Raw genomic sequence first — 19,228 nt, forward strand, 5'->3', positions numbered from 1 at the left:
TCAGCGCGGGCCGTCGAGAAGCGCCAGAACCTCGTCCTCGTCGGAGGCCGTCGCGCGGGTCCGGGCCAGCTCTTTCTCGAGACGTTCCTTCTTGGCCCGCTCGGCACGGGCCTCGGCGCGGTGCTTGTGCTCGCGCAGCCATTCCCAGGTGAAGCCGATCAGCAGGCCGATCGCGACGGAGAGCAGGATGACCACGAACATCGGCAGCGTCGGCCCGGTGCCGAAGCCCACGAAGTCCGACAGACCCTCGGGCACCAGCCGCAGGGTAACCATCTGCCGATTGGCAAGCGCCAGGACCAGCAGAACGAAGGCCAGCAGGCCCAGGAAGAGATAGCGCAGGAACGTCATGCCATCCGACCTAGCCGGGCCCCGCCGTGCTGTCCAGATCGCACGCGCTGCCGGCCCGGATCAGGCCTTGTCGTTCAGACGGTCGCGCAGAAGCTTGCCGGCCTTGAAGAACGGCACGTGTTTCTCCTCGACCTGGACGGGTTCGCCGGTGCGCGGATTGCGGCCCACGCGGGCGTCGCGCTGCTTGACGGAAAAGGCGCCGAAGCCGCGCAGCTCCACGCGATCGCCCGAGGCGAGCGCCCCGGTGATCTCGTCGAAGATCGTCGAGACGATCTTCTCGACGTCGCGCTGATAGAGATGCGGATTCTCATCCGCCACTTTCTGGATCAGTTCCGATCGTATCATGTCCATCCCCTCCCTGCGGCGTCGCTTCGCGGACGTCTTCGAAGCAGGTGTGTCCTGCTATAACGCGCAAATGCGCATTTCGAAAAGGGATCAGACGGAAATCGCTGCGAAAATCGCCGCCTCGGGTGGAATTCTCCGGAAAACCGGCTCGCAAACTCTGCGAAATGCATGTCGGATGACATAGCGATCAGTCGGGGAATCGACCCAACGTAAGCGGAAAGGGGCCCCGAGGGGCCCCTTTCGCATGTCGTCGGGATGGCGCTGAGGCTTACTCGTCGCCCTTGAGCGCCGCGCCAAGGATGTCGCCCAGCGACGCGCCCGAATCGGAGGAGCCGAATTGCTCGACGGCTTCCTTCTCTTCGGCGATTTCGCGCGCCTTGATCGACAGGCCCAGACGGCGATCCTTCGCGTTCACGTTGGTCACGCGAACGTCGATCTTGTCACCGGGCTGGAAGCGCTCGGGGCGCTGGTCGGCGCGGTCGCGGGCCAGGTCGGAGCGGCGGATGAAGGATTTCATACCCTCATACTCCACCTCGATGCCGCCATCCTCGATCTTCGTCACCTCGACGGTGATGATCGAGCCGCGCTTCACGCCGCCGATGGCTTCCGCATAGGGATCGCCGTCGGCCGCCTTGATCGAGAGCGAGATCCGCTCCTTCTCGGTGTCGACCTCGGAGACGACCGCCTTGACGATATCGCCCTTGCGATAGTCGCCGATGACGTCCTCGCCCCGGCCTTCCCAGGTCAGGTCCGACAGGTGAACCATGCCGTCGATATCGCCGGGCAGACCCACGAAGAGGCCGAACTCGGTGATGTTCTTGACCTCGCCCTCGACCTGCGTGCCCTCGGGATGGGTCTCGGCAAAGACCTCCCACGGGTTGCGCATGGTCTGCTTGAGGCCCAGCGACACGCGACGCTTGGCGGTGTCGATCTCCAGCACCATGACTTCCACTTCCTGCGAGGTGGAGACGATCTTGCCGGGATGAACGTTCTTCTTGGTCCAGGACATCTCGGAGACGTGGACCAGCCCCTCGACCCCCGGCTCCAGTTCCACGAAGGCGCCGTAATCGGTGATGTTGGTGACGCGGCCGGTATGCACCGAATCCAGCGGATACTTGGCGATCACGGTATCCCACGGATCATCCTGCAGCTGCTTCATGCCGAGGCTGATACGGTGGGTTTCCTTGTTGATCTTGATGACCTGCACCTTGACCGTCTCGCCGATCGACAGGATCTCGCGCGGGTCGTTGACCCGGCGCCAGGCCATGTCGGTGACGTGCAGCAGGCCGTCGACGCCGCCCAGGTCGACGAACGCACCGTATTCGGTGATGTTCTTGACCACGCCGTCGACATTCTGACCCTCGGCCAGGTTCGAGATGACCTCGGCGCGCTGTTCAGCGCGGCTCTCTTCCAGGATGGCGCGGCGCGAGACGACGATGTTGCCGCGGCGGCGATCCATCTTGAGGATCTGGAAGGGCTGCTTGAGACCCATCAAGGGGCCCGCGTCGCGCACGGGGCGGACATCGACCTGGCTGCCGGGCAGGAAGGCCACGGCGCCGCCGAGATCGACGGTGAAGCCGCCTTTGACGCGGCCGAAGATAGCGCCTTCGACGCGCTCTTCCTTGCCGTAGGCTTCTTCCAGGCGGTCCCAGGCGGCCTCGCGGCGGGCCATCTCGTGGCTGATGACGGCTTCGCCGCGCGCGTTCTCGACGTTGCGCAGGTAGACCTCGACCTCGTCGCCCACTTCGATCTCGGGCGCTTCACCGGGCTGTGCGAATTCCTTCAGATCGACGCGGCCTTCCATCTTGTAGCCGACATCGATGATGGCCTGGCCCGCCTCGATGGCGATGACCTTGCCCTTGACGACGCTGCCTTCGGACGGCGTGTCGATTTCGAGGCTTTCGTTAAGGAGGGCCTCGAATTCCTCCATGGATGCGTTCTGTGCCATGTGGCGGTTGGTTTCCTATCTTTGCATTTGACTGGCCGTGCGGTTGTCTCCGCCGGTCTTTGGGTTGGTCGGGTGAAAGCGGGCGGGCGCGGCATGGGCCGCAATCCGGATCGCGCTGTCGGATGACGCGCGTGGATTATGGGAAATGCGCCCGATCCGCAAGCGAAACCGCCCCGGTCGGCGGAGCCCGGCCCGCGACGCATCGCCCGTTGCCGCGCCGGGCGGGCCTCGATAGACCGTGCCTCGCGCAACCGGGGGAGCGACCATGCCCGACGATCTTCTCAACAGCTTCATGACCGGCCCCGACGAGAACGGCCGCTTCGGCGATTTCGGCGGGCGCTTCGTCTCCGAGACGCTGATGCCGCTGATCCTCGAGCTCGAGCGGCAATACGAGCACGCAAAGACCGACGACAGCTTCTGGGCCGAGATGCACGATCTCTGGACGCATTACGTGGGCCGTCCCAGCCCGATGTATTTCGCCGAGCGCCTGACCGAACGGCTGGGCGGCGCCAAGATCTATCTCAAACGCGACGAGCTGAACCACACGGGCGCGCACAAGATCAACAACGTGCTGGGCCAGATCATCCTCGCCCGTCGCATGGGCAAGACGCGGATCATCGCCGAGACGGGCGCGGGCCAGCACGGCGTGGCCACCGCCACCGTCTGCGCCAAGTTCGGTCTGAAATGCGTGGTCTACATGGGCGCCCATGACGTCGAGCGGCAGGCGCCCAACGTGTTCCGCATGAAGCTGCTGGGGGCGGAGGTCATTCCCGTCACCTCGGGGCGCGGCACGCTGAAGGATGCGATGAACGACGCGCTGCGCGACTGGGTGACCAACGTGGCGGATACCTTCTACTGCATCGGCACGGTGGCGGGGCCGCATCCCTATCCGGCGATGGTTCGCGACTTCCAGGCGATCATCGGCAAGGAGGCCAAGGCGCAGCTCCAGGAGGCCGAGGGCCGGCTGCCCGACACGATCATCGCCGCGATCGGCGGCGGGTCGAACGCGATGGGCCTGTTCTACCCGTTTCTCGACGACACGGAGGTCCGCATCATCGGCGTCGAGGCGGGCGGCAAGGGCGTGAACGAGAAGATGGAGCATTGCGCCTCGCTCACCGGCGGACGGCCGGGCGTGCTGCACGGCAACCGAACCTATCTTCTGCAGGACGATGACGGCCAGATCCTCGAAGGCTTCTCGATCTCCGCGGGGCTCGACTATCCGGGAATCGGTCCGGAGCATTCCTGGCTGCACGATACCGGGCGGGCCGAATATGTTTGGATCACCGATACCGAGGCTTTGGAGGCGTTTCAGCTCTGCTGCGAGATGGAGGGGATCATCCCCGCGCTCGAGCCGAGCCACGCGCTGGCCCATGTCATGAAGATCGCGCCGGACCTGCCGTCCGATCACATCATCTGCATGAACATGTGCGGTCGCGGCGACAAGGACATCTTCACCGTCGCCAAGGCGCTGGGCTGGGACATGTCCGGCGCGATCTGATCCATCAACCGGGGTTTAGATCGCCTGCACAGGGGTTTGAATGGCCGGGCTAAACCGCTCGCCGATGGACCGGCGGGCGGTCCTGCGCTTTCGTCGCTTCACTTCGAACGCGAAACCAGGAGCGCAACATGATCAAGACGACCCTCCCCCTCGCCGGCATGATCGGGCTGTTCGCGGGCGCCCCCGCCTGGGCCCAGAGCTTCAACGACCAGATCATCGCCGATCTCGAGTCCAAGGGCTACGAGTATATCGAGATCGAGAACGGCCTGACGCAGACCAAGGTCGAGGCGCTGGACGGCGCATCGCGGCTGGAGGTCATCTACGACAACACGACCGGCTCGATCCTCAAGCAGGAGCTGGGACAGGCCGACGCCTCCGAGCTGGGCCTCGAGGGCATCGAGATCGGCAACGCGTCGCGCGATTTCCTCGATGCGGGTGGCAACGAGCTCGACGACATGAGCGACGATGCCAGCGACGACGCGAGCGAGGATGACAGCGACGACGACGCAAGCGATGATGACAGCGATGACGGAAGCGACGACAGCGGCGGCGATGACGGCTCGGATGACGACTCGAGCGACGACTGATCCGCGACGGGTCCGGCGCGCCGCCGGATCGGGGGGCGGCCCGTCCGCCCCCCTCGGACGCGTGGGGCCGTGGCGATGAAGCCCGGCCTGTCGCGCGCCGTTCGGGCGGGGGTGCTGACCCTCGCCCTGACCCTGGGCCCGCAGGCGCATGCGCAGGTCTCGCAGGGATTCGTCGACCAGCTGCAGGCGGAGGGCTACGACGAGATCACGATCGGGCGCACGCTGCTGGGCCGGATCCGGATCGTCGCGCGCGACGAGGACCGCCTGCGCGAGATCGTCATCGACCCCCGCACCGGCGAGTTGCTGCGCGACTACCTGCGCCGCGTGCGCCGTGCCGACGGCGACGGTCGCGGCCGCGAAGATGACAGCGATGACGGCGCCGGGGGCGGCGAAGACGCTTCGGATGACGGCTCTGACGATGGCTCGGATGACGGCTCCGACGACGGCTCGGATGACTGACGGCACGGACCGCCCCGGTCGATGAGGCGGAACATGCTGATCCTCCTCGGCCTCGTCACCGTGCAGGCCGCCTGTGCCGCGGTCTTCGTGTCCGACATCCTCGTGGGCGTGCTGGGGCTGCGCGCCGTGCCGCTGGCCTGGAGCGTGCGCGAATTGATCGAGATCGGCGCGGCGGTCGGGCTCGTGCTCGGCACGATCCTCGGCGCGCTGGCGCTGCGTCAGTCCGAACGCCGCCGCAGGAAGGCCGAGCAGCGCTTCGAGGCCGCGTCGGGGGCCTTCATGGAACTGGTCGAGACGCGCTTCGAGGATTGGGGCCTGACGCCCGCCGAGCGCGACGTCGCGCTTTTCGCGCTGAAGGGTCAGGCGCTGAGCGATATCGCGCGGCTGCGCGGCACCTCCGAGGGCACGGTGAAGGCGCAGAGCGCCGCGATCTACCGCAAGGCCGGTGTGTCGAGCCGCGCACAGCTCGTCAGCCTGTTCGTGGAGGATCTGATGGAGGCGCGCCCCTGAGCCCCGGTCCGTTGCACGAGGTTTCCACCGCGATGACACAATTCGGGCAGAGTCTTGCGGCGTCTTGCGCGGAGCAAGGAAAGGAAACCGAATGCCCAAGACACCGACCCGACTGAGCCTTCTCGCCGCGCTCGCGCTGGCCACAGGCCCCGCCATGGCGCAGGAGACGACCGGGGACATCGTGACCGAAGAGGTCGTCGAAATGGCGGCCGAGGAGGGCTTCGAGCAGGTCAGCATCCGCGACCGGATAACCTCGACCGAGTACACGCTGACGAAGGGCACCGAGTCGCTGCTGGTCGTCTACGACAAGTTCTCCGGCAAGCTGGCCGTCGAGGGCGAATTCGGCGAGGATGGCGCGGCCGCGTCCGCGCATCCGGGGCTTAAGGGGATCGAGAACGCGCTGGAGCGTCATCTCCGCAATGCCGAACGCCGCGCCGAGCGCGAGGCCGCCCGGGCCGAGCGGAATCCGTCCGCCGGTCGTGGCAATGGCGGCAATCGCGGCGGCGGCAATGGCGGCGGAAACGGCGGCGGCAATGGCGGAGGGAACGGCGGCGGCAACGGCAACGGCAAGAAGGGCTGAGCCGGCCGCCCGTCAGTTCACGACAATGCGTGGTGCCGCAGGATGTCTTCCGGCACCACGTCCAGCGCCCGCTCATGCGTGGCCGACAGAGCGACCCGCGGCGCGACGCCTTCCTCATGCGCCTGCAGGAACCGCGCGGCGCAAAGACACCAGCGGTCGCCGGGCTTGAGGCCCGGGAAGGCGAATTCCGGACGCGGCGTGCTGAGATCGTTGCCCAGGTATTTCGAATGCGCCAGGAACTCCGCCGTCATCACCGCGCAGACCGTGTGCTGACCGCTATCCATCGGCCCGGTGTTGCAGCATCCGTCGCGAAAGAAGCCGGTCATCGGGTCGGTCGAGCAGGGCTGCAGCGTCTCGCCCAGAACATTGCGCGAGGCCGCCTGTCCGGGATGGGTCTGGGTCATGTCGTCCTCCGCGTCGGTTACGCCACAACCTAGCCCGTCCCGCGCACCTGTCAGCGCTGCGCGGCGGCGATGCGGCGGAACATCTCGATATTGGCCTCCGACACGCCGTCCCGGCGGAAGCCGAGATCGGCGCCGTTGACCGCGATGACCACGTCGCGGGTCCGGTCGATATAGACGAACTGGCCGTAGACGCCTTGCGCCATCACCTCGCCGCGCTTCGCGTCGCGGGGCATCCACCACTGGTAGCCGTAGCGCATCTTGCCGGGCGCGGTCCGGGCCGAGGGCAGGGTGGATTTCGCGACCCAATCGGCGGGTACGACCTGCTTGCCGCCGATCCGGCCCATCTGCTCGACCAGCAGCCCCATGCGGGCGTAGTCGCGCGTCGCCATGTTGAGCCCGCCCAGGACGAAGGCCGCGCCGACCCCATCGGTGACGTAATAGGCGGGGCCAAGGCCCATCGGCCGGGCCAGCTTCTCGGCCATCAGGTCGGGAATGGACCGGCCCGTCGCGCCGCGCAGCACCATGCCCAGGACATGCGTGTCGATCGAGACGTATTGCATCGCCTCGCCCGGGCCGCGGACGCGCTCCTGCAGCTCGGCGGTGAAGGCATCCAGCGCGCCGCCCAGCGCGATCACGCGCCCCATCCGGTTGATGTCGCTGTCGGGGTCGAAATAATCCTCGTCGAAGGCCACGCCGCTTTCCATCTGCAGCACGTCCTCGACCGTGGCCCCGTCATAGGCGGTCCCGGCGAGGTCCGGGGCGTGGTCGGTCACCGCGTCGTCCAGCGTCAGCGCGCCGTCCGCGACCAGGATGCCAGTCAGCAGCGACAGGAAGGACTTGGCCACCGACCAGCTGATCCGAAGGTCGTCCGGCCCGGTCCCGAGGTGGTAGCTCTCATGCGTGACCGCGCCGTCATGCAGGACGATCAGCGCGGTGATGTCGCGCTCGGCGATCCAGGCCTCGGCGCCGTCGGGCAGGGGGATATCGGCGCCGCGGGGCAGCGGGGCGCCCGGACCCTCGGTCAGGGGCAGGTTCAGGAAGGCAAGGTCCATGTTCGAGAAATTCGCGACGATCTTCTCGGGCGCGAAGAGCGAGTTCACGGCCATGAGCCGCCCGATCTCCTCGCGTTTCCAGACCGCCGCGCCGCCGGCCAGCACGACCAGCGCCAGAAGCGCGATACCGATGCGTTTCAGCCAATGCCACATGCCCGATCCTCCCGGCGCGGAAATCACCATGCCGGGCGCGCCGCGTCCAGCGCTGCCGCTACGTCAGACGCCAGTCGATCCAGCGCCCGTGGAAATCCGTCCGCCCGGCATCGAGCGTCCGCCCTCCGGGCCAGGTGGTCACCCGCAGCCCCGCGCCGGGCGTCGCGCCGTCGGCTTCCATCGCGAAATGCGCGAGCGGCGCATCGGGCGTCGCCGCGTCCCCCAGCCGGTCGATTGCGGCGCGGGCGCGGACCTGCACCATGCGCGGGAAATACTGCCAGGCGACCGAGTTGCAGATCATCCGGCAGGTGCCCGGCGCATGGGGGGCCAGGGCCTCCAGCCAATCCGCGGCGTCGCCCGCATCGACGGGGGCGGGTGGCAGGGTTAGCGCGGCGAGGGTCAGGGCCCGGCGGTCCGGCTGGTCGGGCCAGAGATAGGCCAGCAGTCGCAGACGGTCCGAGACGGGGGACAGCGGGGCGAGATCGACGCCGCTGCGGGCTGAGACCTCCGGCTCGACCGCGGCCGGCAAGGGACCCCGCCATTCGGGCGAGAGCGTCAGGACAGCCGGGTCGGGGCCGAAGACGGCATCCCCGGCGCGCAGCGCATACTGGTCCCAGTTCAGGTTCAGCCCGGCCGAGGCGCCCAGCTCGCAGAGCTCCAGCGGCAGGCCGTATCGGGCCGTCAGCCAGTGGCCCGCGGCGCGGAAGGTCGCGGCGCGGCGCAGCTCGTTGGTCTGCGGCGGGGCGTCGACGAATTCCATCAGGAAGGCCGCGCCCGCATGGAGCGCGTCCGAGACCGCCGACCAGAGCGCGTCGTCATCCACCTCCATCGGCGGATAGACCGTGTCGAGCGGGGAATAGCCGCGCAGCTGCATCGCGTGCAGTCCGCCGGCGATCCGCAGCGGTAGCGAGGCGCCGCGCGGGCTCACGTCACCGGGCCAGGCGAAGAGCTTCTCGGAGACATGGCCGTGATCGGCGGTCAGGTGATCGGCGAGCACGCGCATCAGCTGCGCCATGAAGGGCGAGCCGAGACCCTCGCAATGGACCGCCTGGTCCCGGAAGGCCTCGGTCAGCCTCACCGGAACCGCGCCGCGAGGCGCTGCAGGGGCGAGAGGGCCTTCTCCACGGGCTCCGGCCGGGGCTCGGTCGCCCTCGGCGCCTCGGGCGGGGTTTTCGGAGTCCTCGAGGACCGTGCGGGCGCGGTGCGCAGGGCGATCGCGTTCAGGAAGCCCCCGCCATCGCCCTGGGCCAGCTTCGGTGCGCCCTCGGCGATGCCGCGCAGCAGGTCGTCCAGCATCTCGGCCTCGCCCTTCGCGAAATCCGACAGGACGTATCCCGAGACGCGATCCTTGTGGCCCGGATGCCCGATCCCGAGGCGGACGCGCGCGTAATCGGGCCCGATATGCTGGTGGATGGAGCGCAGCCCGTTATGCCCGGCATGCCCGCCCCCCTGCTTGAGCCGCACCTTGCCCGGCGCGAGATCGAGCTCGTCGTGGAAGACGGTGACGTCGCCCGGTTCCAGCTTGTGGAAGCGCATCGCCTCGCCCACGGACTGGCCCGAGAGGTTCATGAAGGTGCCCGGTTTCAGCAGCCAGACCTTCTCGGAGCCGAACCGGACCTCGGCGAGATCGGCCTGGAACTTCGTGCGCCACGGCGTGGCCCCGTGGTCCGCGGCGATGCGATCCAGCGCCATGAACCCAATATTGTGCCGGTTGCCCGCGTATTTGCCGCCCGGATTGCCCAGGCCCACCCAGAGCTGCATGGCAGATTCCTTCCGAGATAGGGGATTTGAGTATTTCGGGACCCATGATGCAAGGCCCGCGCTCAGGCCGCGACGCGGAGCGCGATCTTTCCGACGTGGTCCTTGGCTTCGAAGGCCGCCTGCGCGGCGGGCAGATCGCGCAGCTCGAAGTTCCGGGCGATGACGGGCGAAAGCCGGCCGGCCTCCATGTAGGCGACGAGGCGCGGCAGGATCGCGTCGGGCTGCGAGGTGCTGCCCATCAGCGTCAGATCCCGGAGATAGAGGTCGCGGATATCGAGCTCGACGATCGGCCCCGCGATCGCGCCCGACGCGACATAGCGCCCGCCCGGGCCGAGCGCCGCCAGAAGCGCGGGCCAGCGCGGGCCAGCGACCAGATCGACGACGACGTCCTGCTCGGCCGGAAAGGGATCGTCGCGCCCGATCACCTCGGTGGCGCCCGCATCGCGCACCGCCGCGGCCTTTCCGTCGCCCGCGACGGCGGTGACAGTCGCACCGCGCAACCGGGCGAGCTGAACCGCCGCCAGCCCCACGCCGCCCGAGGCGCCGGTGACGAGCACCCGCTCGGCCCCAAGGCCCACCCGCTCCAGCATCGCTTCGCCGGTCGTGTAGGCGCAGGGCAGCACGCCCAGCGCCGCATCGGGGATCGCCGGGTCGCGCACCGCGATCGCGTCCTTGGCGCGCGCGACGGCGTATTCGGCGAAGCTGCCATCCCGCTCCGAGCCATAGGTCGCGATGCCGAAGGGGCCGCCGCCCTCGGGGCGATACATCGCGCGGCACACGACCCGTTCGCCGATCCGGCCCGCATCCACGCCCTCGCCGGTGCCGACGATCCGCCCGCAGCAATCCGCGCCCTGGATGCGCGGGAAGTCGAGCGCGCCCGCCCAGCCGCCGTCATCGGCGGCGGTGCGCGCCCCGGCGGTCGCGCCGCGCACCGATTTCGAGTACCAGCCGATCCGCGTGTTGATGTCGGTGTTGTTGACCGACGACGCGAGGACCCGGATCAGGACCTCGCCCGGCCCCGGCTGCGGGACCGGCAGATCCGTGCGCCAGTCCAGCATTTCGGGCCCGCCATGACCGGTCAGGAGCCAGCCGGACATGGTCGCGGGAAGGGTCATGCCTCCATGGCTTCGAGCTGGTCGATGAAGCCCTCGATCATGCCCAGCCCCTTGTCCCAGAAGGCCGGGTCCGAGGCGTCGAGGCCGAAGGGCGCCAGAAGCTCCTTGTGGTGCTTGGTGCCTCCGGCGCGGAGCATCTCGAAATACTTGTCCTGGAAGCCCTCGGGCGCGTCCTCGTAGGCGGCGTAGAGCGCGTTCACCAGGCCGTCGCCGAAGGCGTAGGCGTAGACGTAGAAGGGCGAGTGCACGAAATGGGGGATATAGGCCCAGAAGTGCTCGTAGCCCTCCATGAAGTCGAAGACCGGGCCCAGGCTCTCGGCCTGCACCGACATCCACAACGCGTCGATATCGTCGGGCGTCAGCTCGCCTTCGCGCCGTGCCGCGTGCAGCTTGCACTCGAAATCGTAGAAGGCGATCTGGCGGACCACCGTGTTGATCATGTCCTCGACCTTGCCGGCCAGCATCACCTTGCGCTGGGCGTCGTCCTTCGCGCCGTCGAGCATGGCGCGGAAGGTCAGCATCTCGCCGAAGACGGAGGCCGTCTCGGCCAGGGTGAGCGGCGCGTCGGCCAGCATCTCGCCCTGGGGCGCGGCCAGCACCTGGTGAACGCCGTGGCCCAGCTCATGCGCGAGGGTCATCACGTCGCGCGGTTTGCCGAGATAGTTCAGCATCACGTAAGGATGCACCGTCGTCACCGTCGGATGGGCGAAGGCCCCCGGCGCCTTGCCGGGCTTCACGCCGGCATCGATCCAGCCCTTGTCGAAGAACGGCTCGGCCAGCTTGGCCATCTCGGGCGAGAAGCCGGCATAGGCTTCCATCACCGTCTTGCGCGCCTCGTCCCATGCGATGGTGCGCTTTTCCTCCATCGGCAGTGGCGCGTTGCGGTCCCAGACCTGCAGCGTGTCGAGGCCGAGCCACTTGGCCTTCAGCTTGTAGTAGCGATGCGACAGCCGCGGATAGGCCGCGACCACCGCGTCGCGCAGCGCCTGCACGACCTCTGGCTCCACGTGGTTCGAGATGTGCCGCGCCGATTGCGGCGTCGGCAGGCCGCGCCAGCGGTCGGTGATCTCCTTTTCCTTGGCCAGCGTGTTGTGGACGCGGGCGAAGGTGCGGGTGTTGCGCCCGAAGACATCGGCCAGCGCGCGGGCGCCGGCCTCGCGGCGCGGCCGCTCCGGATCGGTCAGGAAGTTGAGCGTGGACTCGATCCCGAGGGGTTTATCCTCGCCTTCGACATCGAAGGTCAGCCCGGCGATGGTCTCGTCGAAGAGCTTGTTCCAGGCCGAGGCGCCGACGGTCGAGGTGTCATGGAGAAACTTCTCCAGCTCGTCGGAGAGCTGGTAGGGCTTCATCGCCCGGAGCCGGTCGAGCGCCGGACGGTAGCGCGCGAGATCGGCATTCGCCGCCATCAGCGCCTCGTAGGCCGCGTCCGGGATGCGGTTGAACTCCAGCGAGAAGAAAACCAGCGGCGTGGTGAAGGTCGTGATCTTGTCCTGCATGTCGGACATGAATTTGGCGCGGCCGCCATCGGTCGTGATCTGGTAGTAGCGCAGGCCGGCGAAGGACATGATGCGACCCGCGACCTCGTCGATCTTCTCGTTCCGCTCGATGGCGCGCAGCATCTCCGCCGCGTTGAGATCCGCCAGCTTGCCCTCGTAATCGGCCGCGTAGGCCGCGCATTCACGCTCCAGCCATTCCAGGTCACGGGCGAGCTCCGGCGCATCCTCGCCCGTATAGAGGTCGTCGAGGTTCCATTCGGGCAGGTCGCCGAGCGGCTCTCCGCCCGGGGTGGCATTGGCGTCGAAAAGCAGGGTCATGGCGGTCCTCTGGGATGGTTTGGTTCGGGATAGGGGCGCGGGGCCCGGGGCGCAAACGGTCGGGCGCGTGATCAGGCGCGGGCGTCGAGCATCAGGGGCACGCCGCCGGCCTCCATCTCCTCGGCCCGGTCGAAGCGGATATAGGCGAGCGCCCGGTCGCCGGCGACGGTGTGGACGGTCCCGGCGGGGCGGCCCGACGCGGTGATCTCGGCCCCGGGGGTCAGGCCGCGCCCGGTCACGCGGGCCAGGCCTTTGCGCAGCTCGGTCTTGTGCTTCATGCGCGCCGTCACTTCCTGGCCGACATAGCAGCCCTTCTTGAAGTCGACGCCGCCGAGGCGCTCGAACCCCATTTCGAGGATATAGCTCTCGTTCGGGATCAGCTCGATGCCGGTCTCGGGGACCAGGTTCTCGACCCGGACCGCGTCCCAGTCGACGCCGCCATCGCAGGTGCCGCCGTAGAGCCGCCAGCCCATTCCGGGGCGCGGATCGGTCATCGCCCCCTCGGGCGGCTGACCCAGGCCGAGCCCGACGGTCATACCGCTCGCCTCGATCGCGACATCGGCGCGCAGCTTGTATATGCCCAGCCGCTGCGCGACCTGCGGCGCGAGATCCGCGGCGATGTCGAGGCAGATCGCTTCGCCGTCGCGAAAGCACAGGAAATCGGCAAGGTACTTGCCCTGCGGATTGAGCAGCGCGGCATAGCCCAGCCCGGTCTCGGGCACGTCGCGGGTCAGCAGGCCGTGCAGGAACTTCTCCCGGTCGGGACCGGTGATGCGGAGAACGGTGCGTGTCATGCCCTCCGAGATGGGCCGCGCGGGGGGCGCTGCCAAGCCCTGATTGACCCCCCGGGCGACGGGGCGTAACCGACGGGGCAGACGAGCGGCGGGACGGAAGGGCTTGGCACCATGCGCGACGACAGGATCGAAACCGTCCCCAACCTCTCGCACGGGCCGCAGACGCTGGCGATCCCGGGGCCGTCGATCATCCCCGAGCGGGTGCTGCGCGCGATGCACCGGCCGTCGCCCAACATCTATCACGGGCCGCTGGTCGACCTGACGCATTCGCTGATCCCCGACCTCAAGGCGGTGGCCCGGACCGAACATCAGGCGACGATCTATATCGGCAACGGCCACGCGGTCTGGGAAGCCTGCCTCGCGAACACCCATTCCCGCGGCGACCTGGTCCTGATCCCGCGCACCGGCACCTTCGCGGATGGCTGGGGCGCGATGGCCGAAGGGCTCGGCCTGCGGGTGGAATATCTCGACTTCGGCAATCGCGTCGCGATGGACCCCGCCGCCATCGGCCAGCGCCTGCGCGAGGACACGAACCACGAGATCCGCTCCGTCCTCGCCGTCCACGTGGACACCTCCTCCTCGATCCGCTCCGACATCGCCGCGATCCGCGCCGAGATGGACGCGGCCGGGCATCCGGCGCTCCTGCAGGCCGATTGCATGGCGAGCCTCGGCTGCGATCGCTTCGAGATGGACGACTGGGGCGCCGACGTGATGATCGCGGGCTGCCAGAAGGGCCTGATGACGCCCGCGGGCATGGCCTTCGTCTTCTACAACGACCGCGCCGACCGCGCCCGCGAGCGCGCCGACTGCGTGACCGGCTACTGGGACTGGCGCCCGCGCACGGCGCCGGAAGTCTATTTTCGCTACTTCTACGGCACCGGGCCGACGCATCACCTCTACGGCCTGCGCGAGGCGCTGGACATGATCGTCCACGAGGAAGGCATCGAGAACGTCTGGGCGCGCCACGCGGTGCTGGCCCGCGCGCTGCACGCGGCCTTCGAGGCGTGGGAAGCGCCCGGCGGGATGGAGCTGAACGTCCGCGATCCCGCGCATCGCTCGAACGCCGTGACCTCGGTCCGGCTGCCGGAGCAGGGGACGCGGCTGCGCGAGTGGGTCGAGCATCAGGCCGGCCTGACGCTTGGCATCGGCCTGGGCATGGCGCCGCCAGGATCGCCGGAATGGGACGGCTTCTTCCGCGTGGGCCACATGGGCCACGTCTCGGCTCATTCGATGATGGGCACGCTGGGGGCGATCGAAGCCGGGCTGAAGGCGCTGGAGCTGCCCCATGGCTCCGGGGCGCTGGCGGCGGCGGCCGAGGTCATGGCCGGACGTTGACGCCATTTCGTCAAATCCGCGCCGGATTCGCGGGCTAGCCCGTCAGGTGCGGGACGCGAACGGGCCCGCGCGAACGGGGCGGCGCATGCGACGCACGATCGGACATCTCAACACGCCCGCGGGCTATTTCCTGCTGGCCTGCGCCGCGATGGGCCTGCTCTGGTCCCCGGTGGTGGCGTCGGTCCTGCTGGGGCAGGATATCGCATCGACGAAGACCCAGAGCTCGGTGGCATCCGTCCCCGACGATGCCGGATCGGTCATGAACGCCGCCGCGGATCGCGACCCGCTCGGCGCTCTGGACGATCTGACCTGGAAGCGGCGCCTGACGCCCTGATCGCGCCTCAGCGGCGCGCGCGGTCGAGCGCGGCGGCGACCCGGGCCTCCCACTCCGCCTCGACCCGCGCCCGGTAGGCCCCGAAGCGTCGGATCGCGACATGCAGGACGGCGCAGATCAGAAGCGCCACGGCATAGCCCCAGATGCCCCAGACCGTGACCAGCCCGAACACGAGGATCAGGTAGGCCATCCCGAGGAAGGCGCCGGTATAGTCTTCGACACGGCCAAGCTTTCGATCATCCATGGCACACCTCCTGCGGCAGAGATTAGCGGGAAAATCCTTTCTGTCAGGTCACGAATTCGCGGCGTCCAGCGCGGGGGGCAGGGCGGCGCCGAAGGCGTCCATGTCGGCCTGCGTCCCGCAGGAGACGCGGATGCAGCGATCGAGCGGGGCGACGCCCGGCATGCGCACGAAGATGCCCCGTTCGATCAGGCCGGCCATGACGCGGCGGGCGAAGGCCCCGTCGCGCCCGCAATCCATCGTCACGAAATTGGTGGCCGAGGGCAGCGGCGTCAGCCCGTTCGCCGTGGCGATGGCGGCCAGCCGGTCGCGCGATTGCGCCACGCGGGCCTGCACCTCGAGCAGCCAGTCCGGGTCGGACAGCGCGCCCAGCGCGCCGGCCTGCGCCACGCGGCCCAGCCCGAAATGGTTGCGCACCTTCTCGAAGGCGCGGATCAACTCGGGATGGCCGATGGCATAGCCCACGCGCAGCCCGGCCAGCCCATGCGCCTTGGAAAAGGTCCGCATCCGGATCACGCGCCCGTCCGAGGGGTCGAGCGGCGGGATCGCGGCCGCGGGGGCGAGGTCGGCATAGGCCTCGTCGAGGCAAAGGAGTGTGCCGTCCGGCAGCGCGTCGAGCATCCGCGCGATCCGCCCTGCGTCGTGATGGCTGCCCATCGGATTGTCCGGGTTGGCGAGGTAGACAAGCTTCGCGTCGACCTCCGCCGCGCGGGCCGCAAGCGCGTCGGGATCCTCGTGATCGCCGTCATAGGGCACCGCGTGGATCACGCCGCCGAAGCCCGCCACGTGGTAGTTGAAGGTCGGGTAGGCGCCGGCCGAGGTGACCACCGCGTCGCCGGGCGCGACCAGCAGCCGGACGAGGAAGCCCAGCAGGCCGTCGATGCCCTCGCCGGTGACGATCGCCTCGGGCGGGACGGCGTGATGGGCGGCCAGCGCGTGGCGCAGGTCGTGGCATTCCGGGTCGCCATACATCCAAGCCTCGGCCGCGGCGGCCTCGATCGCGGCGATGGCGCGGGGCGAGGGGCCGAAGGGCGACTCGTTGGCGCCCAGCCGGGCGGCGAAGGGCGCGCCGCGGGCGCGTTCCTGCGCCTCGGGTCCCACGAAGGGGACGGAGGCCGGCAGGCCGGCGGCGAGATCGGTCAGGCGATGGGTCATGCGAGCGCCTCCCGGCGGTCCACCAGATGTAGAAGCGGCTCGCCGGCCTCGCCGCGGCGGATGTTCTCGGCGATGACATGCGCCGCGCTCGCGGGCCGCGTGGCGGAGGCGATATGCGGCGTGACCGTGACCTTCGGATGCGCCCAGAAGGGGTGATCCTCGGGCAGCGGCTCCTGCCGGAACGTGTCGAGCGTCGCGTGGCCCAGCCGGTCCAGCGCGGCCAGCAGCGCCTCGTCGTCGATCAGCGCGCCGCGCCCGGGATTGAGCAGGACGGCCCCGTCGCGCATCCAGCCCAGCCGCTCGGCATCCATCAGGTTCTCGGTGGCGCGGGCATGCGGCACCAGCAGCACCACGATCTCGGCCCCCGAAAGCGCCCGGCGCAGCCCGTTCGCGCCGGTCAGCGCGGTGACGCCCTCGATCTCCTTCGGGCCGCGCGACCAGCCGGTCACCGGGAAGCCCAGGCCCGCCAGCGCCCGCGCGCAGGCCGCGCCCAGCACGCCCAGCCCCAGGATCGCGACCGGCCGGTCGGCGGCCAGCGGCGGCGGGGTCGGGTCCCAGCCCGCGCCGCGAAGATGCGCGTCGATGCCGAGATGGTGGCGCAGGACATGCCCCGTCACCCACTCGACCATCCCCTGCGTCAGCGCGTCATCGACCATCCGGGCCAGCGGCGCGGTGAGGCTGCGGTTGCCCTCGACATCCTCGACCCCGGCCCAGAGGTTCAGGACGCCCTTGAGCCGCGTGTAGGGCGTGAAATCCTGAAGGGCAGAGCTCGGGGCATAGACCACCCAATCCACGCTGGCCGGATCCGGCGCGTCCGCCAGCGTGAGGATCTCGTGCGCCACCCCGCGCGCCTCGAGGGCGGCGGGCAGCACGTCGCGATAGTCCGACCAGCGTTCGGGCGATGCGGCGAAGAGGATGCGTGTCATGCCGGGCGGGATGCCATGGCGGCGCGCCCGCCGCCAAGGGCGAAACCGCGCGCGTGCTCATCCGGCCGGAAAGCCCCGGGTAGCTGGCCACCCGTCCGCGACGCCGACCGGCGGCGCGGTTCAGGACGGGTCGCGCCAGCGGTTCACGATGGGATAGCGGCGGTCCAGCCAGAAGGCGCGTTGCGACAGGCGCGCGCCCGGCGCGGATTGGAAGCGCTTGTATTCCGACTGGTAGATCAGCCGTTCGACATGGCGGACCACCTCGCGGTCATGGCCGGCCGCGACCACCTCGGCGATCGACTGCTCGGCGTCGATCAGGCGCTTCAGAATGTCGTCCAGCACCGGATAGGCCGGCAGGCTGTCCTCGTCCTTCTGGTCGGCGCGCAGCTCGGCCGAGGGCGGCTTGTCGATCACGCGCGCGGGCATCACCTCGCCCGCGGGGCCCTTGAACATCGGGTCGTGGTTGGCGTTGCGCCAGCGGCAGACCTCGAACAGGTCGGTCTTGTAGAGATCCTTCACCGGATTGTAGCCGCCGACCATGTCGCCGTAGATCGTGGCATAGCCCACCGCGACCTCGGACTTGTTGCCGGTGGTCAGAAGCATCGCGCCGAACTTGTTGCTGAGCGCCATCATCAGCAGGCCGCGGATGCGGGACTGGATGTTCTCCTCGGTCAGGTCGGGTTCGCGGCCCGCGAAGAGCTCGGCCAGCGTGCCCGTGACCGCGTCGCGGACCGGCGTGATCGGCAGGTCGTCGAGGCGGCATCCCAGCCGCTCGGCCACGCCGCGCGCGTCTTCCAGGCTGTGCTCGGAGGTGTATTCGGAGGGGAGCATGAAGCAGCGCAGGTTCTCGGGCCCGATCGCATCGGCGGCGATGGCGGCGACGATGGCCGAGTCCACGCCGCCCGAGAGGCCCAGCAGCGCCTCGCGGAAGCCCACCTTCCCCATGTAGTCGCGCAGGCCCAGAACCATCGCGCGGTAATCGGCGCCGGGGCCGTCGGGCTGCGTGACGAGGTCGCCCTTCACGGCGCGCCAGCCCTCGGGGCCGCGCTCGAAATCGACATGCACGATCGCTTCGGCGAAGCTGGGAAGGTGGTGGGTCAGTTCGCCATGCGGGTTCAGAACGAAGCTCGCCCCGTCGAAGACCTGGTCGTCCTGCCCGCCGACGAGGTTGAGATAGCACAGCGGCAGGCCCGTCTCGACCGTGCGCCCGACCATGTGGCCGTACCGGACGTCCTGCTTGCCGCGGAAATAGGGCGAGCCGTTGGGCACCAGCAGGATCTCGGCCCCGGTCTCGGCCAGCGTCTCGGCCACGTCCTCGAACCAGGCATCCTCGCAGATCGGCGTGCCCAGCCGCACGCCGCCCACCGTGTAGGGCCCCGAGACGTCGCCGCTCTCGAAATGGCGCTTCTCGTCGAAGATCTTGTAGTTGGGGAGGTGGTGCTTGACGATCTCGGCCCGGACCTCGCCGCCCTCGGCCACGACATAGGCGTTATAGGGCTTCTCGGCGCCCACGGGCCAGAGCGGCACGCCGATGCCCAGCGCCGGGCCGTCCGCGCAATCGGCGATCAGCGCGTTCAGCACCTCGCGCGCATGGGCCACGAAGGCGGGCTTCCGCACCAGGTCCTGCGGCTGGTAGCCGGTCAGGAACATCTCGGGCAGCGCGACCATCTGCGCGCCGGCCGCGCGGCCCTCGGCCCAGGCCGCGCGGGCGCGGTCGGCATTGCCGTCCAGGTCGCCCAGGACGGGATTGCACTGGGCCAGGGTCAGGCGGAAGCGGTCGGGCATGGAAGGTCTTTCGTCCGGCGGGTCGGGGGGTGACCTAGCGCGCGGGGCCCTCGGGGGGAAGCGCCGAAGCCCGTGCCGCCCCGC

21 protein-coding genes are annotated in these 19,228 nt (G+C 69.2%); 7 read left to right on the forward strand and 14 right to left on the reverse strand.

Annotated features, from left to right (window positions below; all coding sequences use genetic code 11):
- The 3 genes from P8627_RS12110 to rpsA all read right to left on the reverse strand — a co-directional run bounded on the left by P8627_RS12110 (position 1) and on the right by rpsA (position 2,641).
- Complete coding sequence (locus P8627_RS12110; RefSeq protein ID WP_279964375.1) at positions 1 to 348, reverse strand: LapA family protein; 348 nt, start codon at positions 346 to 348, stop codon at positions 1 to 3.
- A 60-nt stretch (positions 349 to 408) separates the two neighbouring features.
- On the reverse strand, positions 409 to 693 hold the full coding sequence (gene ihfB / locus P8627_RS12115) for an integration host factor subunit beta (RefSeq protein ID WP_279964376.1): 285 nt from the start codon (positions 691 to 693) through the stop codon (positions 409 to 411).
- A gap of 268 nt (positions 694 to 961) precedes the next feature.
- Positions 962 to 2,641, reverse strand: coding sequence for a 30S ribosomal protein S1 (gene rpsA / locus P8627_RS12120; protein ID WP_279964377.1), 1,680 nt, complete (start codon positions 2,639 to 2,641; stop codon positions 962 to 964).
- Positions 2,642 to 2,906: 265 nt separating this feature from the next.
- On the opposite strand from rpsA, the gene trpB reads away from it, so the two are divergent.
- The 5 genes from trpB to P8627_RS12145 all read left to right on the forward strand — a co-directional run bounded on the left by trpB (position 2,907) and on the right by P8627_RS12145 (position 6,275).
- Positions 2,907 to 4,139, forward strand: a complete 1,233-nt coding sequence (gene trpB / locus P8627_RS12125) for a tryptophan synthase subunit beta (protein ID WP_279964379.1) — start codon at positions 2,907 to 2,909, stop codon at positions 4,137 to 4,139.
- 128 nt (positions 4,140 to 4,267) lie between these two features.
- Positions 4,268 to 4,726, forward strand: coding sequence for a PepSY domain-containing protein (locus P8627_RS12130; RefSeq protein ID WP_279964380.1), 459 nt, complete (start codon positions 4,268 to 4,270; stop codon positions 4,724 to 4,726).
- Positions 4,727 to 4,795: 69 nt separating this feature from the next.
- On the forward strand, positions 4,796 to 5,185 hold the full coding sequence (locus tag P8627_RS12135) for a hypothetical protein (RefSeq protein ID WP_279964381.1): 390 nt from the start codon (positions 4,796 to 4,798) through the stop codon (positions 5,183 to 5,185).
- A 33-nt stretch (positions 5,186 to 5,218) separates the two neighbouring features.
- The gene (locus P8627_RS12140; protein WP_279964382.1) at positions 5,219 to 5,695 is read left to right on the forward strand and encodes a helix-turn-helix transcriptional regulator; all 477 of its coding nucleotides are present in this window, start codon (positions 5,219 to 5,221) and stop codon (positions 5,693 to 5,695) included.
- A 91-nt stretch (positions 5,696 to 5,786) separates the two neighbouring features.
- Entirely contained in the window at positions 5,787 to 6,275 is a 489-nt protein-coding gene (locus P8627_RS12145; RefSeq protein WP_279964384.1) for a hypothetical protein, read from the forward strand.
- A 17-nt stretch (positions 6,276 to 6,292) separates the two neighbouring features.
- On the opposite strand, the gene P8627_RS12150 is transcribed toward P8627_RS12145, so the two are convergent.
- The 7 genes from P8627_RS12150 to ygfZ all read right to left on the reverse strand — a co-directional run bounded on the left by P8627_RS12150 (position 6,293) and on the right by ygfZ (position 13,368).
- Positions 6,293 to 6,679 (reverse strand): DUF2237 family protein, encoded by a 387-nt coding sequence (locus P8627_RS12150; RefSeq protein ID WP_279964385.1) that lies wholly within the window; start codon positions 6,677 to 6,679, stop codon positions 6,293 to 6,295.
- Positions 6,680 to 6,729: 50 nt separating this feature from the next.
- Positions 6,730 to 7,884, reverse strand: coding sequence for a serine hydrolase domain-containing protein (locus P8627_RS12155; protein ID WP_279964386.1), 1,155 nt, complete (start codon positions 7,882 to 7,884; stop codon positions 6,730 to 6,732).
- A gap of 58 nt (positions 7,885 to 7,942) precedes the next feature.
- Entirely contained in the window at positions 7,943 to 8,962 is a 1,020-nt protein-coding gene (locus P8627_RS12160) for a DUF2332 domain-containing protein (protein ID WP_279964387.1), read from the reverse strand.
- Positions 8,959 to 9,645, reverse strand: a complete 687-nt coding sequence (gene pth, locus P8627_RS12165; RefSeq protein ID WP_279964388.1) for an aminoacyl-tRNA hydrolase — start codon at positions 9,643 to 9,645, stop codon at positions 8,959 to 8,961. Before pth ends, P8627_RS12160 begins: the two co-directional genes overlap by 4 nt.
- A 62-nt stretch (positions 9,646 to 9,707) precedes the next feature.
- Positions 9,708 to 10,760, reverse strand: a complete 1,053-nt coding sequence (locus tag P8627_RS12170) for a zinc-binding dehydrogenase (protein ID WP_279964391.1) — start codon at positions 10,758 to 10,760, stop codon at positions 9,708 to 9,710.
- Positions 10,757 to 12,574: a M3 family oligoendopeptidase gene (locus P8627_RS12175; protein WP_279964392.1), complete on the reverse strand. Its 1,818-nt coding sequence runs from the start codon at positions 12,572 to 12,574 to the stop codon at positions 10,757 to 10,759. The genes P8627_RS12170 and P8627_RS12175 overlap by 4 nt, the downstream gene beginning before the upstream one ends.
- Before the next feature lie 71 nt (positions 12,575 to 12,645).
- Complete coding sequence (gene ygfZ, locus P8627_RS12180; protein WP_279964393.1) at positions 12,646 to 13,368, reverse strand: CAF17-like 4Fe-4S cluster assembly/insertion protein YgfZ; 723 nt, start codon at positions 13,366 to 13,368, stop codon at positions 12,646 to 12,648.
- A gap of 111 nt (positions 13,369 to 13,479) precedes the next feature.
- Here ygfZ and P8627_RS12185 point away from each other — a divergent pair, with 111 nt between their 5' ends.
- Positions 13,480 to 14,703 carry a pyridoxal-phosphate-dependent aminotransferase family protein gene (locus P8627_RS12185; RefSeq protein ID WP_279964394.1) on the forward strand — a complete coding sequence of 408 codons (1,224 nt, stop codon included), beginning with the start codon at positions 13,480 to 13,482 and terminating at the stop codon, positions 14,701 to 14,703.
- Between the two features lie 85 nt (positions 14,704 to 14,788).
- Positions 14,789 to 15,037: a hypothetical protein gene (locus P8627_RS12190; RefSeq protein ID WP_279964395.1), complete on the forward strand. Its 249-nt coding sequence runs from the start codon at positions 14,789 to 14,791 to the stop codon at positions 15,035 to 15,037.
- A 7-nt stretch (positions 15,038 to 15,044) separates the two neighbouring features.
- Here the strand turns inward: P8627_RS12190 and P8627_RS12195 are convergent, their stop codons facing one another.
- The 4 genes from P8627_RS12195 to P8627_RS12210 all read right to left on the reverse strand — a co-directional run bounded on the left by P8627_RS12195 (position 15,045) and on the right by P8627_RS12210 (position 19,144).
- On the reverse strand, positions 15,045 to 15,281 hold the full coding sequence (locus tag P8627_RS12195; protein ID WP_279964396.1) for a hypothetical protein: 237 nt from the start codon (positions 15,279 to 15,281) through the stop codon (positions 15,045 to 15,047).
- 48 nt (positions 15,282 to 15,329) lie between these two features.
- Positions 15,330 to 16,433, reverse strand: a complete 1,104-nt coding sequence (locus tag P8627_RS12200) for a pyridoxal phosphate-dependent aminotransferase (protein ID WP_279964398.1) — start codon at positions 16,431 to 16,433, stop codon at positions 15,330 to 15,332.
- Positions 16,430 to 17,359, reverse strand: a complete 930-nt coding sequence (locus P8627_RS12205) for a 2-hydroxyacid dehydrogenase (protein ID WP_279964399.1) — start codon at positions 17,357 to 17,359, stop codon at positions 16,430 to 16,432. The genes P8627_RS12200 and P8627_RS12205 overlap by 4 nt, the downstream gene beginning before the upstream one ends.
- Positions 17,360 to 17,479: 120 nt before the next feature.
- On the reverse strand, positions 17,480 to 19,144 hold the full coding sequence (locus P8627_RS12210) for an NAD+ synthase (RefSeq protein WP_279964400.1): 1,665 nt from the start codon (positions 19,142 to 19,144) through the stop codon (positions 17,480 to 17,482).
- Positions 19,145 to 19,228: the final 84 nt, after the last annotated feature.

Source organism: Jannaschia sp. GRR-S6-38 (assembly GCF_029853695.1).
GTDB classification, from domain to species: domain Bacteria; phylum Pseudomonadota; class Alphaproteobacteria; order Rhodobacterales; family Rhodobacteraceae; genus Jannaschia; species Jannaschia ovalis.